Raw genomic sequence first — 17,773 nt, forward strand, 5'->3', positions numbered from 1 at the left:
CCAATTAATTAAATGATGGACCCGTGGCAGTGATGATCATTTGCACCCGGAATGATCATTGAAACAATGTTCTATTGAAAAAAATTTATGACCTGGATGGACATAAAATATAGTAGGCATTAGTAATGGTGATTGATTTAGAATGGGGTTTACAGGAGGGGTTAATATTTCCAGTGATTTAGATGCTCTCTTACATGAGAACCGGTTATTCCCACCATCTGCGGATTTAATGGAAAATAGTAACATCCAGGAGTGGATGAAACGTTACGGGATTAAGGATTATGATGAACTTCTACAGCGGGCTCTTGAGGATCCGGATTGGTTCTGGGATGAGGTTGCCCGGGAACTGGAATGGTTCCAGCCCTATCAGGATGTTTTAAAGTGGGATCCTCCCCATGCAGAGTGGTTTTCCAGGGGTAAATTCAACATTGCTTATAATGCCCTGGACCGGCATGTGCAATCCTGGCGTAAAAATAAGGTGGCCTATATATGGGAGGGTGAATTGGGCCAGGTGAAGAAGTTAACCTATCATGATCTTTATGGTAAGGTTAACCAGATGGCTAATGCCCTCCGGGGTCTGGGTGTTGGGAAGGGGGATCGTGTGGCTATTTACTTGCCCATGATACTGGAGTTGCCCATTGCCATGCTGGCCTGTGCCAAGATCGGAGCGGTGCACAGTGTGGTTTTCTCCGGGTTCTGGGCCAAAGCATTCCATGAAAGGGCCAATGATGCCGAGGTGAAAGTGGCTATAACTGTGGATGGATTTTATCGCCGGGGAAAGGTCATACCCCTGAAAGAGAATGTGGATCAGGTTTTAGATGATATTCCTTCCCTTGAAAAACTGATTGTGGTACGTCATGCAGAGTGCCCGGTGGAGATGAAAGCAGGTCGGGATTTATGGTGGGATGAAGTAATTCGTGATCAGGAAAGGGAATGTCCCGCTGAAGTAATGGACTCAGAAGACCCCTTATTTATTTTATACACCTCTGGAACCACTGGTAAACCTAAGGGAGTGGTTCATGTCCATGGTGGCTACGCTGTTGGTATTTATACTACCTTGAAGATGGTATTTGACCTTAAAGATGAGGATATCTGGTGGTGTGCTGCGGATATAGGCTGGATAACCGGCCATAGCTACATTGTCTACGCACCCCTGCTCATGGGTGCCACCTCGGTGATGTATGAAGGTGCCCCGGATTATCCTGAACCAGATCGTATGTGGCAGATCATCGAGGAGTATGGGGTGAGTGTCTTATACACTGCCCCTACCACCATCCGTATGTTCATGAAACACGGGGAAAAATGGCCTCAGAAACATGATCTAACCTCCCTGAGACTTTTGGGTAGTGTGGGTGAGCCTATAAACCCGGAGGCCTGGATATGGTATCATAAACATATTGGCAACCGCCAGTGCCCTATTATGGATACCTGGTGGCAGACTGAGACTGGAATGCACCTCATAACACCCCTGCCCATCACCTCCCTCAAACCGGGATCAACAGTGAAACCTTTCCCCACTGTGGAGGCGGATGTGGTGGATGATGAGGGAAGATCTGTGAAAGAGGGTGGGGGTCACCTGGTTATTAAAAGTCCATGGCCGGCTATGTTCCGTACCCTCTACCATGACCCTGAACGTTACGTGGATGCTTACTGGAGTAAGTTTCCGGGGATGTATCTCAGTGGGGATGTAGCTCGTATTGATGAGGATGGTTATTTCTGGATACAGGGCCGTGAAGATGATGTTTTAAATGTTGCCGGACACCGGATAAGCACTGCTGAGGTGGAATCTGCCCTGGTGAGTTATGATGCTGTTGCTGAGGCAGCGGTGGTGGGAAAACCAGACCCAGTTAAGGGGGAAGAGATCTGCAGTTTCATCACCCTGAAAGAGGGATTCAAACCCAGCCCCAAGATGAAACACCTCCTCAGAGAACATGTACGGAAAGAGATCGGCCCGATAGCCAGTCCAGCCTGTGTTAATTTCGTTAATGATCTTCCTAAAACCCGTTCCGGTAAGATCATGCGTCGGGTGATTAAGGCCAAGGTTAAAGGGGATGATGTGGGAGATATAAGTACCCTGGCTAATCCTGAAGCTGTGGATGAACTGGATAATGCCGTTTAAAAAAAAACATTACATGAAAAAAATATGCAAAAAAAGGATTTATGCCCCAAATAGAAATTATATACTTTGAATGAGGCCTAAATCCTTTTATTTAATTTATTTATTAATTTATTCTTCTTTTTCCTGGTAACTGCCATTGTACTCCCCAGAACCTTCCACTGGGAAAACAACACCCTGGGCAATTCTTTCACCACGCCTGAGTGTGAAGGGATATTCTCCCTGGTTCACCAGTAGAAATTGCAGTGTACCATAAAAACCAGGATCACCCACTGCAGTGTGGATGCTTATGAAAGAACGCAGGAGTGTTGAACGGGGCACATACAGCATGGAATAACCTTTAGGGATTTTAATCTTCCGATCAATGGTTACACTGTAAGCGGTTTTTGGTTCCAGAGTGTAAAGGGGTGATTCCAGTCTTTCCAGTTCTGGAAGATCTTTTTCATTATCAATTAGAGATCCTGGTCCTTTCTGCCGGTAGACTTCATCCACCCGTAAGTCAATTCCAGATGGTTGAACCAGTTCTTTAAATTCAGGGAATAATTTTATGAGTTCTTTTTCACCTAACATGGGGAGATTCTCCTGCAATACATGGATATTTTAATCATTTTAATTACTTATTAGTGGGAATTTATTTGATAGGTTGGGATTCAACACTTAAAAATATGACATATGGAATATACTTGGAAAAAAATTGACAGTATGGATAATATTGAATTAATCCCAAAACTACTTCTTAACACATTGAATTTGCTTAAAATATTTCTTCCATTCAAAATCAGATCATTACAACAAATAAAGATAAAAAAATAATAAATATTTGATTAAGAGGTGGATTCGCCGCCTAAAAGTTTATTAGTCACCATCCCATCAACCCCCATTTTCAAAACAAACTTCATGTCCACTAGAGTGTCAACCACCCCAGTATATATCATCATATCGTGTTCATGGGCAGTTTCAACCATTTTTTCACTGAGATAATTATGAAATGGTAACATGTACTCTGCCCGAGCATCAAGTGCCATTTTTTCTGGATGAATGGGTTGAGCTATGAATATTATCCCGGTTTTCAATTTTTCTTCCATTAATTTGAGATTCAAAGATACATGATGATAAAAAGAGGCTACAATGACCTTTTTTACCATGTCTTCCTGTTTAATAATATCCAGAACCTCTTTTTCAATTCCGGGTTCTTTAATTTCAATTATAATACTCGGCTGATCTTTAAATTTAGATACTTTACCCAATTTAGATTTCACAAGTTTTAAAACTTCGTTGAGGGTGGGTATTGTTTCTCCATGGCCAGCATCTAATTTTTTCAACTCTAACAGTGTTTTATCCTTAACCATTCCAGTACCATTGGTGGTTCGGTCTAGAGTTGCATCATGGAAAACCACTATCTCCCCATCCCTTGACTGGCGAACATCAATTTCTACCATGTCTACTCCCACATCCAGAGCATTTCCTATTGAAAGCAGGGTGTTTTCTGGTAAGAGAAAGGAAGCACCCCGGTGAGCAATGATCTTCATGTGTATTTAATATATGCTTCCCATCAATAAGTCAGTTAGGGATCAGCTAAGTATCATTAAGGATAATATCAATTGAAAGAAAGAAAGGATCTTATTAATTGAAGGGATATTCACTTAAAATAGTTAAAGCCATTTGGAGTATTTTAAAATTATGTAAATTAAACCATTGAATAAATTATTTTATGACTTGAGACGATTAGATCATGGTGATTAAATGAAACAGGTTAAGGACCACTTTGAAAAGGAAGCAGAGATTTTTGACGAACTAATAAGAACTATAATTCCATTATACAAGGATATGGTTAATTCCCTGATTTTGGCACTTCCTTTTCACCGGAAAGAAGGGATGAAAGTTCTGGATCTTGGCTGTGGCACCGGAAACATATCCCTAGAGGTTAAAAATAGGTTTCCCAATGGACAAATAACCTGTGTGGATCTGGCAGAGAACATGATCAATATGGCCGAATCCAAACTCTCCCATTACAGTGATATAGAGTTTATCAGAGCGGATTTCCGTAACTTGGACTACCAAGAAGAATATGATGCAGTGGTATCCTCCCTGGCACTGCATCACCTCCAGAGGGAGGAACAAAAATCATTCTACCGTAGAATCAATCGCTTCTTAAAAGTGGGTGGAGTGTTTTACAATGCAGATATTGTACTGGGAAGCACTCCTTACCTGAAAGAGACCTACCTGGATAAGTGGGTGGAGTTCATGCTGGAAAATCACAGCCAGGAAGAAGTAGAAAAAATATGGTTACCCAAACATCGGGAAGAAGACTTTCCTGCACCCTTAATCAATCATATTCAGTGGTTAAAGGAGGCCGGGTTCCATGAGGTGGATGTGGTGTGGAAGTACTACATGTTCGGAGTTTATGGTGGAAAAAAGTAGATGACAACAATAAGGAATTATATAAAAAAATAGATTAGTATAAGGGATGAATAAGAGATTTAGATTAGTATAAGGGATAGATAAAGGATTTAGATTAGAATAAGAGATAAATTAATGATTAAAAGAAATAAATTAGAATAAATTAAAGATTTTTAAGAAAAAACAGCAAAATATTGGTTAATTATGGCAGATAAGTGGTTAATAAGGATTATTAATCCCCCAAAACCTGTTCAACCATCCAATCCGGGTGGAACTCCATAATATCCCCGTAACCCTGACCAACACCTAAAAAGAGTATTGGTTTATTTATAACATGACCAATGGATAGTGCTGCACCGCCTTTGGCGTCAGCATCGGCCTTGGTGAGTATGATCCCATCAACACCCACTGCGTCATCGAATTTACGGGCCTGTTCCACTGCATCGTTACCAGTAAGTGCATCCCCCACAAATATGGCTAGGTCCGGCTTTACAACCCTCTGGATCTTCTTCATTTCATCCATGAGGTTGATGTTAGTTTGCATTCTTCCAGCGGTGTCTATGAGAACCAGTTCTTTCTTCCGGGCTCTGGCGTGTTCCACTGCATCGTAGGCCACTGCCGCAGGATCAGCACCCTTCTTGTGGCGGATGATCTTCACTCCCACCTTTTCAGCATGGTGAGATATCTGTTCAATGGCCCCGGCACGGAAGGTATCTGAAGCGGCTATAACCGGAGTATAACCTTCTTTAACGTAATGATCAGCTATTTTAGAGATGGTAGTGGTTTTACCAGTTCCATTAACACCCACAAACATTACCTTAAGGGGTTCACCAGTTTCTTTGGCTTTCTGAACAAGTTCTTTTAAGTTAGGTCCATCAACAACCAGAATATCTGATATTGCTTTTTTAAGGGCATCACGGGTGAATTTGGCCACATCACTCCTTCTTTTGATCTTACGACCCACCAGATCTTCCTTGACTGTATTTATTATTTGTTCTGCCACTTCCATGGCAACATCGCCCTCCAGGAGGGCTAATTCCAGTTCAAAAAGAACATCATCAATATCTTTTTCTGATATGGTTTTGTGGGTGGCGAAGGTGAATAAACCTGAAGGTTCATCTTTAGTACCTTTTAGAGCTTCTTCCCCATCTTTACCCGGAGTAGTTGCGTCCTTCAAAAAATCAGCGCCAGATGTTTCAGAATCTTTTTCATTATCAGAAACATCTACGGATTCTCCCTCTTTGGAATCTTCATCTTCTGATTTCTTGCGGAAGAATGAAAAACGGGATTTCTTTTCCTCATCTTCTTCTTTGGGGTCTGAATCAGATTTGGCTTTTTTGGAAGTTTTATCTTTTATCCCTGAAGCAGTTTTAACCGTTTCACCTTTAGTTTTTCCTGTGGAAGATTTTTCAGTAGTTTTTACTTTTTCATCTTCCTTTAAAGCAGTTTTTGCCTTTTCTTTAGCAATTTCTTCTTCCTCTTCGGAAGATAGTTGATCAGAAATCTTTCCAATGGTTCCGGAAAACTTCTTTTTCAGAGATTCAAACAAAAAGATCCACTCCTTAAGGGAATGCTGTGGTATAAAATATTAAATATCTGGAATTTTTTGAAATGTTAAGAAATAAAAATTTAGGGTAGGGTTACCCTGGTGTGCCCTCAATTTTCTGGATGAGTTCCTCAGCTTCCGGGCTTTTCTGAGATATGATCTGGCTGATCTTCGTAAGATCGGACATCATCTTCTGCATGATGTTATCCAGTTCTTTCTTTTGCTCTTCAATGCTTTCCTTAGCATCATCTATATTTTTTTTAACCGCAGCACCGGATCCGAGACCAACAATTACTTCTTCAGTGTTCTTGATTTCGGTGATTAGAAATGAACCAGCACCAATTGGTACCAGAGTTTCAGGGGACTGTTTACCTTTAATAGCATCCAGGGTTTCCTGGGCTATGGTCAGGTCGGCTATGGTGGTTTTAAGGGTTTCCACCTGCTGGTTCAACATGTCAGCCTGTGCCTTGTAGGCGTTGAGTTCGTTTATAATCCCTTCCAGCCTTTGTCGGTCTTCCATGTTGTTCACTCCGAAGTCAGTGATTTTATCAGTGTGTCCTGAACTTCTTCAGCAGAGATTTCTTCTATCTTTTGAATGTGTATTTGATTGCGTACAATGTGATGTTTGCTACCAAATTCGGAGTATATTTTCTCCTTAATATCATCTTCACCCATGGCTTTCAGTTCCTTAGTGAATGGTTTGAACCTGTCGCCCATGATGAACTTACCTTGCACTCTAAATATTTTTGTCTTCATAATAATTCCTCAAGAAAACCTAATGATTCTTCTATTCTTGCCATTTCCGGACCGGTAGTCTTTTCTCCCACCATAACTCCATTGGAGTTAGCCACTGCGCCTGCTCCCACCAGTTTTGTTCCCTGGTTAACGGTTCCCACATCCACAGGAACCTTCATGGTTTTCTCCAGGAACTCTAATTCATCTGATGTTGCTAGTGGGTGAACCAGTACTCCTTTATTGGTGGCCACAGCCACTGATCCAGCGATTTTGAAATTAGCTATACTGCCTCTGACCACTTCAATATCCAGGGTTTCAGATACAACATCCACTGCTTCATCTGAGAGTAGTGGATTCACCATTGCCCCGTGGTCATTGGCCAGGATGATGTTACCCACTGCAGTGAGTCGGTCCGGTATCCGTTCTACTTCCAACCCAGAGTCCTTAATGGCATTTAACTCTGTGTCAAACGCATATTTGGATACTACAAATCCCCTGGAGTTTCCTACTGCAAGGGCACCGGCAAGGCTACTTCCACTGATGGGGGTTTTTATTACCGGGACCTGGAGGCATTCCTCCACAACTCCCACCATTTTTTCTCCCAGGTTAGGTGGGGCCAAAGCCACTTTATCGGTAGCTGCAATGGAAACACCAAGGTTGGGATTGCCTGCCAGATTAACTCTCCTAATCATAGGAGCTCACCTACTGAGCTAGGGTGACCAGAACGGAACCATCTTCTTCTTTGGTTGCCTTAACCTTGATCTTAGGGGGTATTTTCTGAATTCCCCTTTCCCATATTTTTTCATTTACCGATTCGTCCATTTTGACGTCTTCGGATTTCATGTGTTTCTGGATGAATTCCCTTACCACACGGGTGGCTTTAGGTGACCTTTTGGTACGGGGTGCCTTTTTTGCATCCCGAAGGGGTATAACGTAAACTCTTTCCATCTCTGTTCACTCCTCGTATTCAATATTTATACCTTTAGACTACTTCTTCTCCAGTGTCTCATCTTCGGGTGAGTTCTGACCTTACGATTGGTCTTCATCATAACCCATAGAGGCACTCGCCTGTTCTGCTTGCCTGCCTTTGCCATTCTTAACTTTTTGGCTAATGGTCTATTTCTGCTCATCTTCTCTCCATCCTATTACTCTTGATTGTGTGTGTGGTGGGAATAAATTACTAGCTGCTTCCTCACCTTCACGATTGGTTATGAGAAATCTTATTTCAATCTCATAGTCAGAATTGTTTTCCATACTGGTGGGTTCTTTCACCAGGTTGAAAAATTGTTCTGACAACTGTTTTATAGTTCTATGACCCCATCCTGCAAGGTTCAAATACTGGACACCTTTAGAATCTTCAAGGCTTTGTATTTCCATTTGATTTAGCTTAGGCACCCTATCATCTCTGCGGGTACCATCTGCCACTAAAGGATATTTCTCTGCGGCCAGTTTTAATACTTCCCGGTGCAGGTGGTTAATCCCCTGGTTGGGAAATCCATCGTGCAGGATCAAGTCCACCACTCCCTCCAGGAGATTGGGATCTGCTTCCAGGATACTGTGTTTGAAACCCAATGCGGATGCAGATTCTGCTGCTGATTTCCAGGAGGGATAAAAACCGAAATTGGCTGTTAAAAGGTCCACCTGATATCCTAAGCGTTTTAGTATGACAGCCATTAACGAGCTGTCTTTACCCCCGCTATAGAGTACCGCGGCTTTCATTTCCAAGTGATGTTAATATCTCTTTTTTGACCTGCTAGTTTGCGGAGTAACTCTTTAAGCTGCTCGTCAGTAATTTTTGACTGCACCCGGCCCATCTGGGCTAGTTGAATGAGTTGCATTTCGATTTGATCCACGAACTCGGGTTTGGTGAGACGGAGGTTAGCCAGGCGACTGCGTGCTTCAGGGGTGAGTATCTGCATCATTGCCTGTCTCTTCTGAGCTTCCATCTCCCTGCGCATTTGTTCCTGGGATTGGGCATCTGGAGATTGCTGTTGAGCCTGTTGAGCTGCTGCCTGCTGTTGCAGTTCTTCCATTCTCCTACGCCTTATTTCCTCAATATCGCTCATCTAATACCTCCCGATCCTATAAAGCATACCAATAAATGTTGATTCATTAATATTTTGCCAGTTCAGGAATATCTTTTTTTAACTCGAAGGATGCTTTGTCCATGAAAGACCTTCCAGCAGGAGTTACCACACGTCCGTCTTCTCGTTTTTCAACAAACCCGGCGTCTTCTAACTGGTGAAGGGCTGTTCGAGTTACAGAGCCACTACCTCGCCTGAATTTTTCAGGGCTGGTGCCTCTGTCCTTTTTCCCACCGTAGTAAGTTCTTAGGCTGTTAATTCCCACGGGACCATCTATGTAAACCCGGCGAAGTATGGATGCGCATCGCACATACCACCAGTCAGGGTTTTCAGGTCTTCTCTCTTTGTGAACCCCTGTTTTGACGAATGGAGTCCATTCTGGGGGGGTTATCTTTTTGTTTTCATTTAATTCCTTGGCGACTTGACTAATGAGCGAGTCGGCAGGTACATCGTAAATTGTAGTCATATTATCCTCCTAATTATCTCTTTTTTTTGAAGATTACTGCAACGTTACCTCGAAAATCAATGAGTTTAGCATTTGATTTTTCGATGATGTGGGTAATATAGTTTTCTTTCTCAGGGGATATACCCTTTGAAAATCTGAGCTTCACCACTTCTCTTTCTTTGAGTTGGCGGTTGATTTCATCCATAACACCAGAGTTAACTCCGGATTTGCCTATGTTTAGGGTGATGGTTGAAAGGGATCTATGCATCAGTTCCTTCTTGGAATGTGCGGGATTCAATTTTACTCCTCCGTTTTGCCTTTTTTTCTTTCATGTAAGGCTTTCTCATAATTTCTCCACATTCCATGCATTTTATGTTTACCATTGAATCTTTCAAACGGAGCTGACAGTTAGAACCTGGTTTCAGGAATTTATTACAGTTCCGGCAGAACCTTCCCCTCCATGAGGATGGCATTTTCAGGTTATACTTGGTGGCTATTTTTCGGGCCATTTCCACGTATCTATGGGAACGCTCAGGATGAAGAGCAAATTCTTCCTCAGCACGTTGTAAGAGGATTTCCATACGCTCTAGGGCTATTTTTATCATCCATCGCGGTCTTCTTCCCCTTCTCAACGTATATACCTCTTGTAAAACATTAGAATGCCAGAATACGGAGATCTTAAGTTCATCAGAATCTGAATTTTTAGGGGTTGATTCCTAAAAGCTGAGAATGTACTTAAGAATAATGTATTAGTTTATCTTTTTACCCCTTAAAAAGCTTTCCCTACTAAAGGTTACATGGATTCACGTAACCCCCATACACACTATCCACCTAGATATCCTGAAAAATCAATTTCACCAACAGGGAATAATTTTTTCCCTGCAATAACTTCTAAAATAAGGTTAACTGCTTCTTCAGGAGTTAAGTTGGTGGTTTCAATTTCATGTACTTTGGTGCTGTGTATCTGATGGGCTTCCCATGTGCAAATATCCAGGGCCTCTGCTTCCAGGTTTTCATGAATTTTAGTTTCTTTCCAGCCTCTTTTTTGGAGTCTTCCTTTGAGAATGCTGGGTTCAGTACGGAGGACCACCACCAGATCAGCCTGGGGGAAATAATGGGATAGGTGTCCCTCAATTATTATACCGAACTTTTCATCAGAATCAGCTCCAAGATGATCCTCTTCAAGGATCTTGTGAAGTTCTTCCTCTAAAGCCTCCATATCCACAATTTTATAGTCTTTTTCAGGGTCTAAACCGGTGTAGAGGTGTTTTTCATCTACCAGTTGGTTTACATCCACCAGTTGGTAGCCTAGTTTTTCAGCGAGAAGGCAGGAGATGGTGGTTTTACCAGTTCCAGGAGTTCCTGTGAGGATTAAAATCATTCTTCTACCACCATATTAATTAGTTTTGATTTAATAGCCATTGTTACCTATTTAGGTTCTAATAACCATTTGCGCATTATAGTTTAAACAACCATTGCACCCATTTACTCATTTCAGCTTTTCAATGAGCATCTCCGCCACTTTTTCTCCAGATAGAAGCATACCCCCAAAGATGGGACCCATACGTGGTGAACCGTGCACAGCGTTGGCTGCCATTCCAGTAACGTACATTCCAGGGTAGATTTCACCCACATTGCCCATTATGTTCTGTTCAGCTACATCAGCCCACATGGACTTTTCTCCCATGATTTTGCCGGTTTCAGTTTTAAGGGGTGCTTCCATTTTCCTTTCCAGGACCTTAACCACTTCACAGGGGTGTCCTGTGGCATCGATAACTGCCCGGGCACCGACGGTGATGGGATCTACGTGCAGACCTGCCATTTCCACCGGGCTCCAGTTGATTACCAACCCTTCCACACCTTCCCCCTTGATCATCACATCTTCAATTTCCATGAGGTTGAAGACTTTCAACCCCGCCTGGCAGGCTTTGGAGCAGATGGTGGAAGCTGATTCCACAGAATCGGCAAGGTAGTATCCTTCTTCATATTCCTGGTTTCGGATACCCATTTCATCCAGGATTCGTTTTCCTTCTTCCTGGACTACTATCTTGTTGAACATCATACCCCCACCCCACATTCCACCACCCATACTGAGTTTTTTCTCAAACAAAGCTACTTTCAGCCCTGCTTTGGCCAGGTAGTATCCGGCGGTGAGACCTGATGGGCCCCCTCCACCTATAGCCACATCCATTTCCATGTAATCCAGTAATTCTTCCATGTATCCGGCAACTATTCCCTTTGAGACTATGATATCATCCAGTTTCATTTTTCCACCTCATAGGTTGTGATTGATATTGATTTTTACAATTTTAATTATGATTTCATGACAATTGTCTATCCAACGAAATAATTCCAATTCAAGGTCTTTTACTCTTAAGGAATACTATTAATATAATTATTTCTTGATGATTAATCGTAGAACATCCTTATCTTCCATTACATGGTCCAGTCCTACTTTTTGTCCGGGGAATTTCACGGAGCTACCCCATATCTTTGCATGTCGGAAGTTTTTTAGGAAATCTCGGTGTAACTTACCGGCAACATCCTCCACAGTGGAACCTTTCCTCACAATTAAAGGATCTTCCAGGTCGGCTTTCTTACCCTGAGGCTTCAGATAAATTCGGATTAGTTTAAGATGGTCAAAGATTTCTTCTTTAAGCTCATCTATCATCATTCCCTTATCCGCAGCAATGTAGAGTGCATCCCCCATTTTTTCTTGGAGTTCTTCCAGGTAGGATGCATCTGCCAGGTCGATCTTATTCACCACCAGGAGGAGGGGGATGTATACGATACTGTTGTCCAGTGAATCTATGAAGCGATCCACAGTGACATCTTCCCTGATGAGAACATCGGCACTGTGCACACCGTACTCGTTGAGTATGGAACGGATGGTTCCATCATCCATGTGGGTAAGGGGTACTGTGGATGCAACTTTAACTCCACCTATTTTCCTGCGTTTTACAGTGACATCAGGCGCATTCTGGCTGGGCCTGATTCCAATGTTAAGGAGTTCTTCCAGGATAAGATCCTGGTGATGGGGGTTGAAAACATCCAGAACCATGACTATAAGGTCCGCATTCCGGGCCACTGAAAGGATTTCCCTTCCCCTTCCTTTTCCCTTGGAAGCTCCGGTTATTATTCCCGGAATGTCGAATATCTGTATCTGCGCTCCACGATAATCCATAACCCCGGGAATCACATCCAGGGTGGTGAACTCATAGGCCCCTATCTTGGACTGGGCATTGGTGATCTGGTTGAGTATGGTGGATTTTCCCACTGAAGGAAACCCTACCAGAACCACAGTTGAATCCCCACTCTTTTTAAGAGTGAACCCTCTCCCTTTAGTACCTGATGAACCTCTTTTTATTGATTCCTCCCTTAACTTGGAGATTTTTGCCTTTAATTTCCCAATATGATGGGAGGTTGCCTTGTTGTAAGGGGTTTTGGTGATCTCCTCTTCGATCTTGCGGATCCTGTCTTCGATGTCCATAAAGCTCACTTTAAAATAAGAATATGATTATCAAATTCCAAATTATCAATATTCTAAAAAATTTCTTATATTACTATTTGTAGTGCAATTGTCTTAAAAACTTACACTTAATTCTAGTATTGATTTTCCACTTAAAAAGGTTTTAATTAAAAATAATAAAGTGAGGGAATGGGGTTATTTAACTCACATTCCACACCATTACTTCTGATATTCCTTTAGCTGGTTCTTTGTGGGCCAGTTTAAAGTGGGTTAATCCGGCTCCCTGCATGAAGAACAATCGGGTGAACATGGAATCTTCCAGTTCCTTGTTCATGGCCACTGCAATCAGGTTGTCATCCTGTTTAATCACCAATATGGAAAATGTGCTCTGGTTGTTAACAATGGTGTCCACAGCAGTGGTTCCATCGGTAACGACAATCAGGCGATGAGGTGGGGCAATTTTGTTGGGACTGACCTGTATACCCCCAGTAACCCCTGTACCATTGATCTGGACCGTTACATTGTTTTCACCCTGGATGGTGACCACATTGTTTTCCGTGGTGGCATTGGCCTGGGCCAGGGAATAGATGTAGTTAGTGGAATTTTTACTGTCAAAGTTCCAGTTTCCAAAGTAGGACCACCAACCTGCTTTACCAACCATGTCCAGACTGGTGACGAATAGGCTGGGTGTGCTATTTGCAGGATGGGTGTATTGTAATACATTCTGGGCCTGTTCAGTGGTCAATCCGTACTGAGTAGTCATTATGTTCTGGGCTGAAGTTTTATCAGCAACCAGAATCTTGTCCATGATTTCCACAGTTTTTCCCGTGTTATTGGTGTAGTTTTCCAGGGTATTATAACCATTATCTCCACTGGAGGCCAGCATCTTAAGTATACCTGCCGAGAGGGCTTCATTATTGGTAGATAATGCTTTACCAACCCAGTATGCGCGTGCGTTGTTCTGTGAACCTCCGTCAAAGGTGACTCCTCTATCTGCCTTGGCTGCGAAGAGGTGTCCGAAATCCCACCAGGAGGTCATCACTGCATTGGATGGTGTGTTGTTCTTTACCCAGGTAAGTGTATTTACCATGGCATCATCAGTTCCAGGGATTACGGAGTTAGATATTGTGTTTGCAGAACTTACCGGGGCGAAACACACCAGCACCAATATTAAAGCCATGGCAATTGTGTGGAAGAGTGGTTTTTCTATTTGGGTTTTCAGATAATCAGCAATGAACCCTACAAAGATTCCTGCACAAAGCGCTATAGGGAGTGAAAATGCTTCCAAAAACCTTACACCCTTGGTAAAAGCGTAAGCTGTTATTAACAACCATACTGAGAAAAGAATGGCATAGTACAGGTAATTACCTCTCTTTTCAGGCGGTATAATGCTCCCCAATTCAGTTTGCTCAGGTTTAACCTCTTGTGGTTCTTCTTTTCTTCTACGTGATTTCCTTTTTGCTATTCTTTCCTTTTTAGAAACTTTGGTTTTGGTTTTAGTTTTTCCCTTGGCTTTTTTAATCCTTAAGTTCCAGAAGATCAGTAGCAGCCCCAGTATTCCAAAGGCAAATGGGAAGATTCCTCCCACATCTGCCACCACGGTGGCTGCACTTGGAATCTGCAGTTCACCTACAGATATGAATACATTAGGGTATGCACTGGTCTGTGTTGCTGCTTGAAGTTGGATTACACTTAATGGCTCGGTGAGGGAAGTGAAGAATGAATTTCCCCAGAATAAGAACATCAATACCGAGCTTAAACCCACGAATATGACCAGTGGAAGTAGGACTGGTTGTCCTAATAACCATTCCTTCTTGCTGGAGTATCCCCTCCATGATTGGAAGCTATCCATTTCAAAGATATACTTGGAGATCAGCATGTACAGTACAGTGACTCCCACCACCAGGTAGAATATATACCACCAGCCCTGCCAGGCCAGGGAGAATATTAACATTGAAATACCGGCAAAAACTGCGTATAACATTTTCTTCCGGCTTTCAGTGGTCGTGATACTAACACTGAAGAACCATACAACCAGAAGGGGTAGGATCATACCGAACATGTCGGTGTCGAAGAAACCGGCGAAGGTGTGGGAGAAATAGAAAGTAGATACTCCCACTAACACTGCGGCAGTTATACCACCATACTCATTGCTTATTCCCTTTATGAAGAAGTAGGCAGGTATGACACACAGTGAAGCTATGATAGCTGGTGTCCAGAAGCTGACCACCAGTAAGGGGAAATCTCCGAATAAATTGGCTATTTGGTAGAAGAATGCCGTGATCCATGCAATGAGGGGCGGATATTCTGCAGATCTTCCTGGAGGAAAGTATGAATGCAGGTCCCAATCTGTACCATTTATGGTGGTATCCCCTAAACGGCCGTTTTCCACGAAGTTGTTTGTTAAACGGAAGTTATAATACGAGTCCATCTCACTGAAGTAAGGGAGACCCGTATCCTCCTGGAAGTATACTTTCATCTGGTCAGGAACTCCCGGGATGTCAGCTGCCTGTGCCCGGAGGAAAAATACTAAAGAAAATAAAAGTAGGACAATTATGATTGGTTTTAATTTAGTTAAGATGTTCTTTGCGTCCATATTGTTCTTTCCCCATTTCACCTTTTTGTTGAATTAGGATTGATTTGTAAACGTGTTAGTCTATTTATCTAATATTGGGATGTTTTAACTATTTAAAGTATAAGCCTTTGGCAGTTTTAGTATTACTAGGATAGAGTCTCAACTCTTGGATTTAATAACAGATTACCCAAAAAAATTCTATAATAGGTAAAAAATGAATTAATGATAAAAAGATGAAATTTTAAGATTTTTTAAGACTTTTCATCTGCGGGTTCCTGCTTTTCTTCCAGTGAACGGGTGTAGCGACATCGTGGAAACCCACTGCATCCCACAAATTCACCGTATCTTCCCCTTCTTTTTATGAGATCCTTCCCACAGTCGGGACAGACTCCCACCACTTCATTCTGTAAAGGTTCATCACCGTCACGGCCACATTTAGGATCCATACAGGCCCTCTGTCTGGGTTTTCCAAAGGAGATCATTGGAAGGCCACATTCCTCACATTTTGTTTTAAGAACTGTAGCACCCCTGGGCATGGAGTAGGTTGATTTACAATCGGGATATGAGGTACAGCCCACAAAGCTACCGCCTTTCTGTGAGTTGATCATGATGAGGTTACCACCACATTTACACTTACCCACAATCATGCTCTCCCGGTAGGCAGCGTAGAGCTCTTCCCCAATTTTCATCTTGTTAGCATCGATATCATCCAGTATGGAACTTACTTCTGATTTGGCTTCAGTAATTATCTCATCCTTTTTAACCTCAGCCTTCATTATCCCCTCTAATTTGGTTTCAAATTCGCGGGTGAGTTCTTCACTGGTTATTTTCTCCGAGTATTTTTTGAGGGTGTCAATGAGGTGCTCACCCAACTGATTGACTGAGATCTTTTGACCTTCAACGTATTTCCGATCGTACAAGATGGATATGATATTAGCACGGGTTGATTTGGTCCCAAGACCACGTTTTTCCAGTTCACGGATGAGTGAAGCCTGATTATACCTGGCTGGAGGTTTGGTTTCCTTTTCCTCGGAGTATGCCCTGGCATCCAGGCAATCCCCCTCTTTGAGTGCAGGGAACTCATCGTTCTCCACTTTACGGTAGGGGTAATGTTCTCTCCAACCCATTTTTGCCATTCTTTTCCTGCTGAAGCTGAATTCCTGACCCCCAATATCTAGTTGGGTTTTCATGGTTTCCAGGAGACCATTCTCACCGAAAACACTGATGAACCTGTATACAATAAGTTCGTAGAGTTTCTGATAGTCTCTTCCCAGCCCTTTAGGAATCAGGCCGGTGGGGTGGATGGCAGGGTGAGCTTCATCTGTTTTTTTACCTTCACGAGGTTTGATTGGTTCCTTGAGCTTTTCAATTTGTTTTCTGAATGCAGCGTTCTTTTGAAGTTGCCCTAGTATCTTCTTATAACCAATGCTAGGTGGTAATTTTTGAGATGATGTACGGGGATAGGAGGTATATCCTTCCGCATAGAGATTCTGGGCAATGGACTGGGTTTTCTTGGGACTGAAACCAAAAACTCCGTAAGCCTCAGATTGCAGAGAACCAAGGTCAAATGGAACCGGAGGTAACTGTGGGGTTTCTTTAATACCAATTTTACTGACCCTGGCATCTTTACCCTCACAATCTGCCAGTATTTCATCCTGGACTTTTTTATCGAAGATTTTACCCTTCTTATGATCGGCAATTATATTTCCTTCGATTTTAGCCTTTATAAGCCAGTATGGTTCTGGGATGAAGCTCTGTATTTCTTTCTCCCTTTCAACCAGGATGGCTAGTGTTGGGGTTTGAACTCGGCCAGCAGATAGTTGTATGTAACGGCTGGTGGCTTTCATCACTGAATCCGTGAGGTTTTTGGATATGTTCACTCCGAAGATGAAATCCAGAACATGTCGAGCTTCCCCACTATCCACCTGATTGAAATCAAGTTCAATTGGTTCATTGTATGCTCTTAACAGGTCTTCCTTGGTAAGTGTGGAGAATTTCATACGTACCACATTATCAATACTATCCTCACCACAGGCATACTTCAAAGCATTGAATCCGATTAATGTACCTTCAATATCGTAATCGCAGGCATGTATGAACCTATCTGCATTTTTAGAGAATTTTTTAATGGCATCAATGTAATTTTTCACATACTTTTTGCTTTTATCCTTCTCATAGAGTGGCACCCACCCCACTTCAAACATACGTCCCTTTTCCTTTTTTAAGGGAGATAAAGAGTATAAATGACCTACTGCCGAAAGTACAGTGGTTTTTTTCCCACCTTCTTCTATTTCATAGTAAGGTACTTTTTTATAACTCTTCTTTACTGCTTTGCCAGGTATGGCACCAGCTATCTTTTCAGATGCCTTAGGTTTCTCGCATACTATAACTTCGTGCATGAAA

At 42.4% G+C, this 17,773-nt stretch carries 20 protein-coding genes; 2 read left to right on the forward strand and 18 right to left on the reverse strand.

The genetic code is table 11. From position 1 onward, the window contains the following. Positions 1-142 precede the first annotated feature (142 nt). Positions 143-2,119 (forward strand): acetate--CoA ligase, encoded by a 1,977-nt coding sequence (acs, locus tag BK009_RS06350; protein ID WP_100909264.1) that lies wholly within the window; start codon positions 143-145, stop codon positions 2,117-2,119. 108 nt (positions 2,120-2,227) lie between these two features. Here the strand turns inward: acs and BK009_RS06355 are convergent, their stop codons facing one another. Both BK009_RS06355 and BK009_RS06360 read right to left on the reverse strand, forming a co-directional pair. After that, positions 2,228-2,686 (reverse strand): dCTP deaminase, encoded by a 459-nt coding sequence (locus BK009_RS06355; protein WP_100906957.1) that lies wholly within the window; start codon positions 2,684-2,686, stop codon positions 2,228-2,230. A 254-nt stretch (positions 2,687-2,940) separates the two neighbouring features. Continuing rightward, complete coding sequence (locus tag BK009_RS06360) at positions 2,941-3,645, reverse strand: glycerophosphodiester phosphodiesterase (protein WP_100906958.1); 705 nt, start codon at positions 3,643-3,645, stop codon at positions 2,941-2,943. A 214-nt stretch (positions 3,646-3,859) separates the two neighbouring features. Here BK009_RS06360 and BK009_RS06365 point away from each other — a divergent pair, with 214 nt between their 5' ends. Beyond that, entirely contained in the window at positions 3,860-4,537 is a 678-nt protein-coding gene (locus BK009_RS06365) for a class I SAM-dependent methyltransferase (protein ID WP_100909265.1), read from the forward strand. A gap of 211 nt (positions 4,538-4,748) precedes the next feature. Here the strand turns inward: BK009_RS06365 and ftsY are convergent, their stop codons facing one another. The 16 genes from ftsY to topA all read right to left on the reverse strand — a co-directional run bounded on the left by ftsY (position 4,749) and on the right by topA (position 17,769). After that, positions 4,749-6,065: a signal recognition particle-docking protein FtsY gene (ftsY, locus tag BK009_RS06370; protein WP_100909266.1), complete on the reverse strand. Its 1,317-nt coding sequence runs from the start codon at positions 6,063-6,065 to the stop codon at positions 4,749-4,751. Between the two features lie 91 nt (positions 6,066-6,156). Continuing rightward, positions 6,157-6,582, reverse strand: a complete 426-nt coding sequence (gene pfdA, locus BK009_RS06375) for a prefoldin subunit alpha (protein WP_100905778.1) — start codon at positions 6,580-6,582, stop codon at positions 6,157-6,159. Positions 6,583-6,587: 5 nt separating this feature from the next. Further along, positions 6,588-6,818, reverse strand: a complete 231-nt coding sequence (rpl18a, locus tag BK009_RS06380) for a 50S ribosomal protein L18Ae (RefSeq protein WP_100905777.1) — start codon at positions 6,816-6,818, stop codon at positions 6,588-6,590. Beyond that, positions 6,815-7,489 carry a translation initiation factor IF-6 gene (locus BK009_RS06385; protein WP_100905776.1) on the reverse strand — a complete coding sequence of 225 codons (675 nt, stop codon included), beginning with the start codon at positions 7,487-7,489 and terminating at the stop codon, positions 6,815-6,817. The genes rpl18a and BK009_RS06385 overlap by 4 nt, the downstream gene beginning before the upstream one ends. Positions 7,490-7,499: 10 nt before the next feature. Then, positions 7,500-7,745, reverse strand: coding sequence for a 50S ribosomal protein L31e (locus BK009_RS06390; protein WP_100905775.1), 246 nt, complete (start codon positions 7,743-7,745; stop codon positions 7,500-7,502). A 26-nt stretch (positions 7,746-7,771) separates the two neighbouring features. Continuing rightward, the gene (locus BK009_RS06395) at positions 7,772-7,927 is read right to left on the reverse strand and encodes a 50S ribosomal protein L39e (protein ID WP_048200264.1); all 156 of its coding nucleotides are present in this window, start codon (positions 7,925-7,927) and stop codon (positions 7,772-7,774) included. After that, the gene (locus BK009_RS06400; protein ID WP_100909267.1) at positions 7,914-8,516 is read right to left on the reverse strand and encodes a DUF7411 family protein; all 603 of its coding nucleotides are present in this window, start codon (positions 8,514-8,516) and stop codon (positions 7,914-7,916) included. The genes BK009_RS06395 and BK009_RS06400 overlap by 14 nt, the downstream gene beginning before the upstream one ends. Continuing rightward, the gene (locus BK009_RS06405; RefSeq protein ID WP_100905773.1) at positions 8,513-8,863 is read right to left on the reverse strand and encodes a DNA-binding protein; all 351 of its coding nucleotides are present in this window, start codon (positions 8,861-8,863) and stop codon (positions 8,513-8,515) included. The genes BK009_RS06400 and BK009_RS06405 overlap by 4 nt, the downstream gene beginning before the upstream one ends. 46 nt (positions 8,864-8,909) lie before the next feature. Then, a complete protein-coding gene (locus BK009_RS06410) occupies positions 8,910-9,347 on the reverse strand; it encodes a 30S ribosomal protein S19e (RefSeq protein WP_100906962.1) in 438 nt (145 codons plus the stop codon). Positions 9,348-9,360: 13 nt separating this feature from the next. Next, positions 9,361-9,594: a YhbY family RNA-binding protein gene (locus BK009_RS06415; RefSeq protein WP_100905772.1), complete on the reverse strand. Its 234-nt coding sequence runs from the start codon at positions 9,592-9,594 to the stop codon at positions 9,361-9,363. Next, a complete protein-coding gene (locus tag BK009_RS06420; protein WP_100909268.1) occupies positions 9,587-9,931 on the reverse strand; it encodes a ribonuclease P protein component 4 in 345 nt (114 codons plus the stop codon). The genes BK009_RS06415 and BK009_RS06420 overlap by 8 nt, the downstream gene beginning before the upstream one ends. A gap of 218 nt (positions 9,932-10,149) precedes the next feature. Beyond that, complete coding sequence (locus BK009_RS06425; protein ID WP_100909269.1) at positions 10,150-10,707, reverse strand: adenylate kinase family protein; 558 nt, start codon at positions 10,705-10,707, stop codon at positions 10,150-10,152. 108 nt (positions 10,708-10,815) lie between these two features. Beyond that, positions 10,816-11,592: a sulfide-dependent adenosine diphosphate thiazole synthase gene (locus tag BK009_RS06430; RefSeq protein WP_100909270.1), complete on the reverse strand. Its 777-nt coding sequence runs from the start codon at positions 11,590-11,592 to the stop codon at positions 10,816-10,818. Positions 11,593-11,721: 129 nt separating this feature from the next. Continuing rightward, complete coding sequence (locus BK009_RS06435; protein ID WP_100905768.1) at positions 11,722-12,816, reverse strand: OBG GTPase family GTP-binding protein; 1,095 nt, start codon at positions 12,814-12,816, stop codon at positions 11,722-11,724. A gap of 178 nt (positions 12,817-12,994) precedes the next feature. Next, positions 12,995-15,391 carry an STT3 domain-containing protein gene (locus tag BK009_RS06440; RefSeq protein WP_100909271.1) on the reverse strand — a complete coding sequence of 799 codons (2,397 nt, stop codon included), beginning with the start codon at positions 15,389-15,391 and terminating at the stop codon, positions 12,995-12,997. 230 nt (positions 15,392-15,621) lie between these two features. After that, on the reverse strand, positions 15,622-17,769 hold the full coding sequence (topA, locus tag BK009_RS06445; protein ID WP_100909272.1) for a DNA topoisomerase I: 2,148 nt from the start codon (positions 17,767-17,769) through the stop codon (positions 15,622-15,624). Positions 17,770-17,773: the final 4 nt, after the last annotated feature.

The organism is Methanobacterium subterraneum, assembly GCF_002813695.1.
Lineage (GTDB): Archaea > Methanobacteriota > Methanobacteria > Methanobacteriales > Methanobacteriaceae > Methanobacterium > Methanobacterium subterraneum.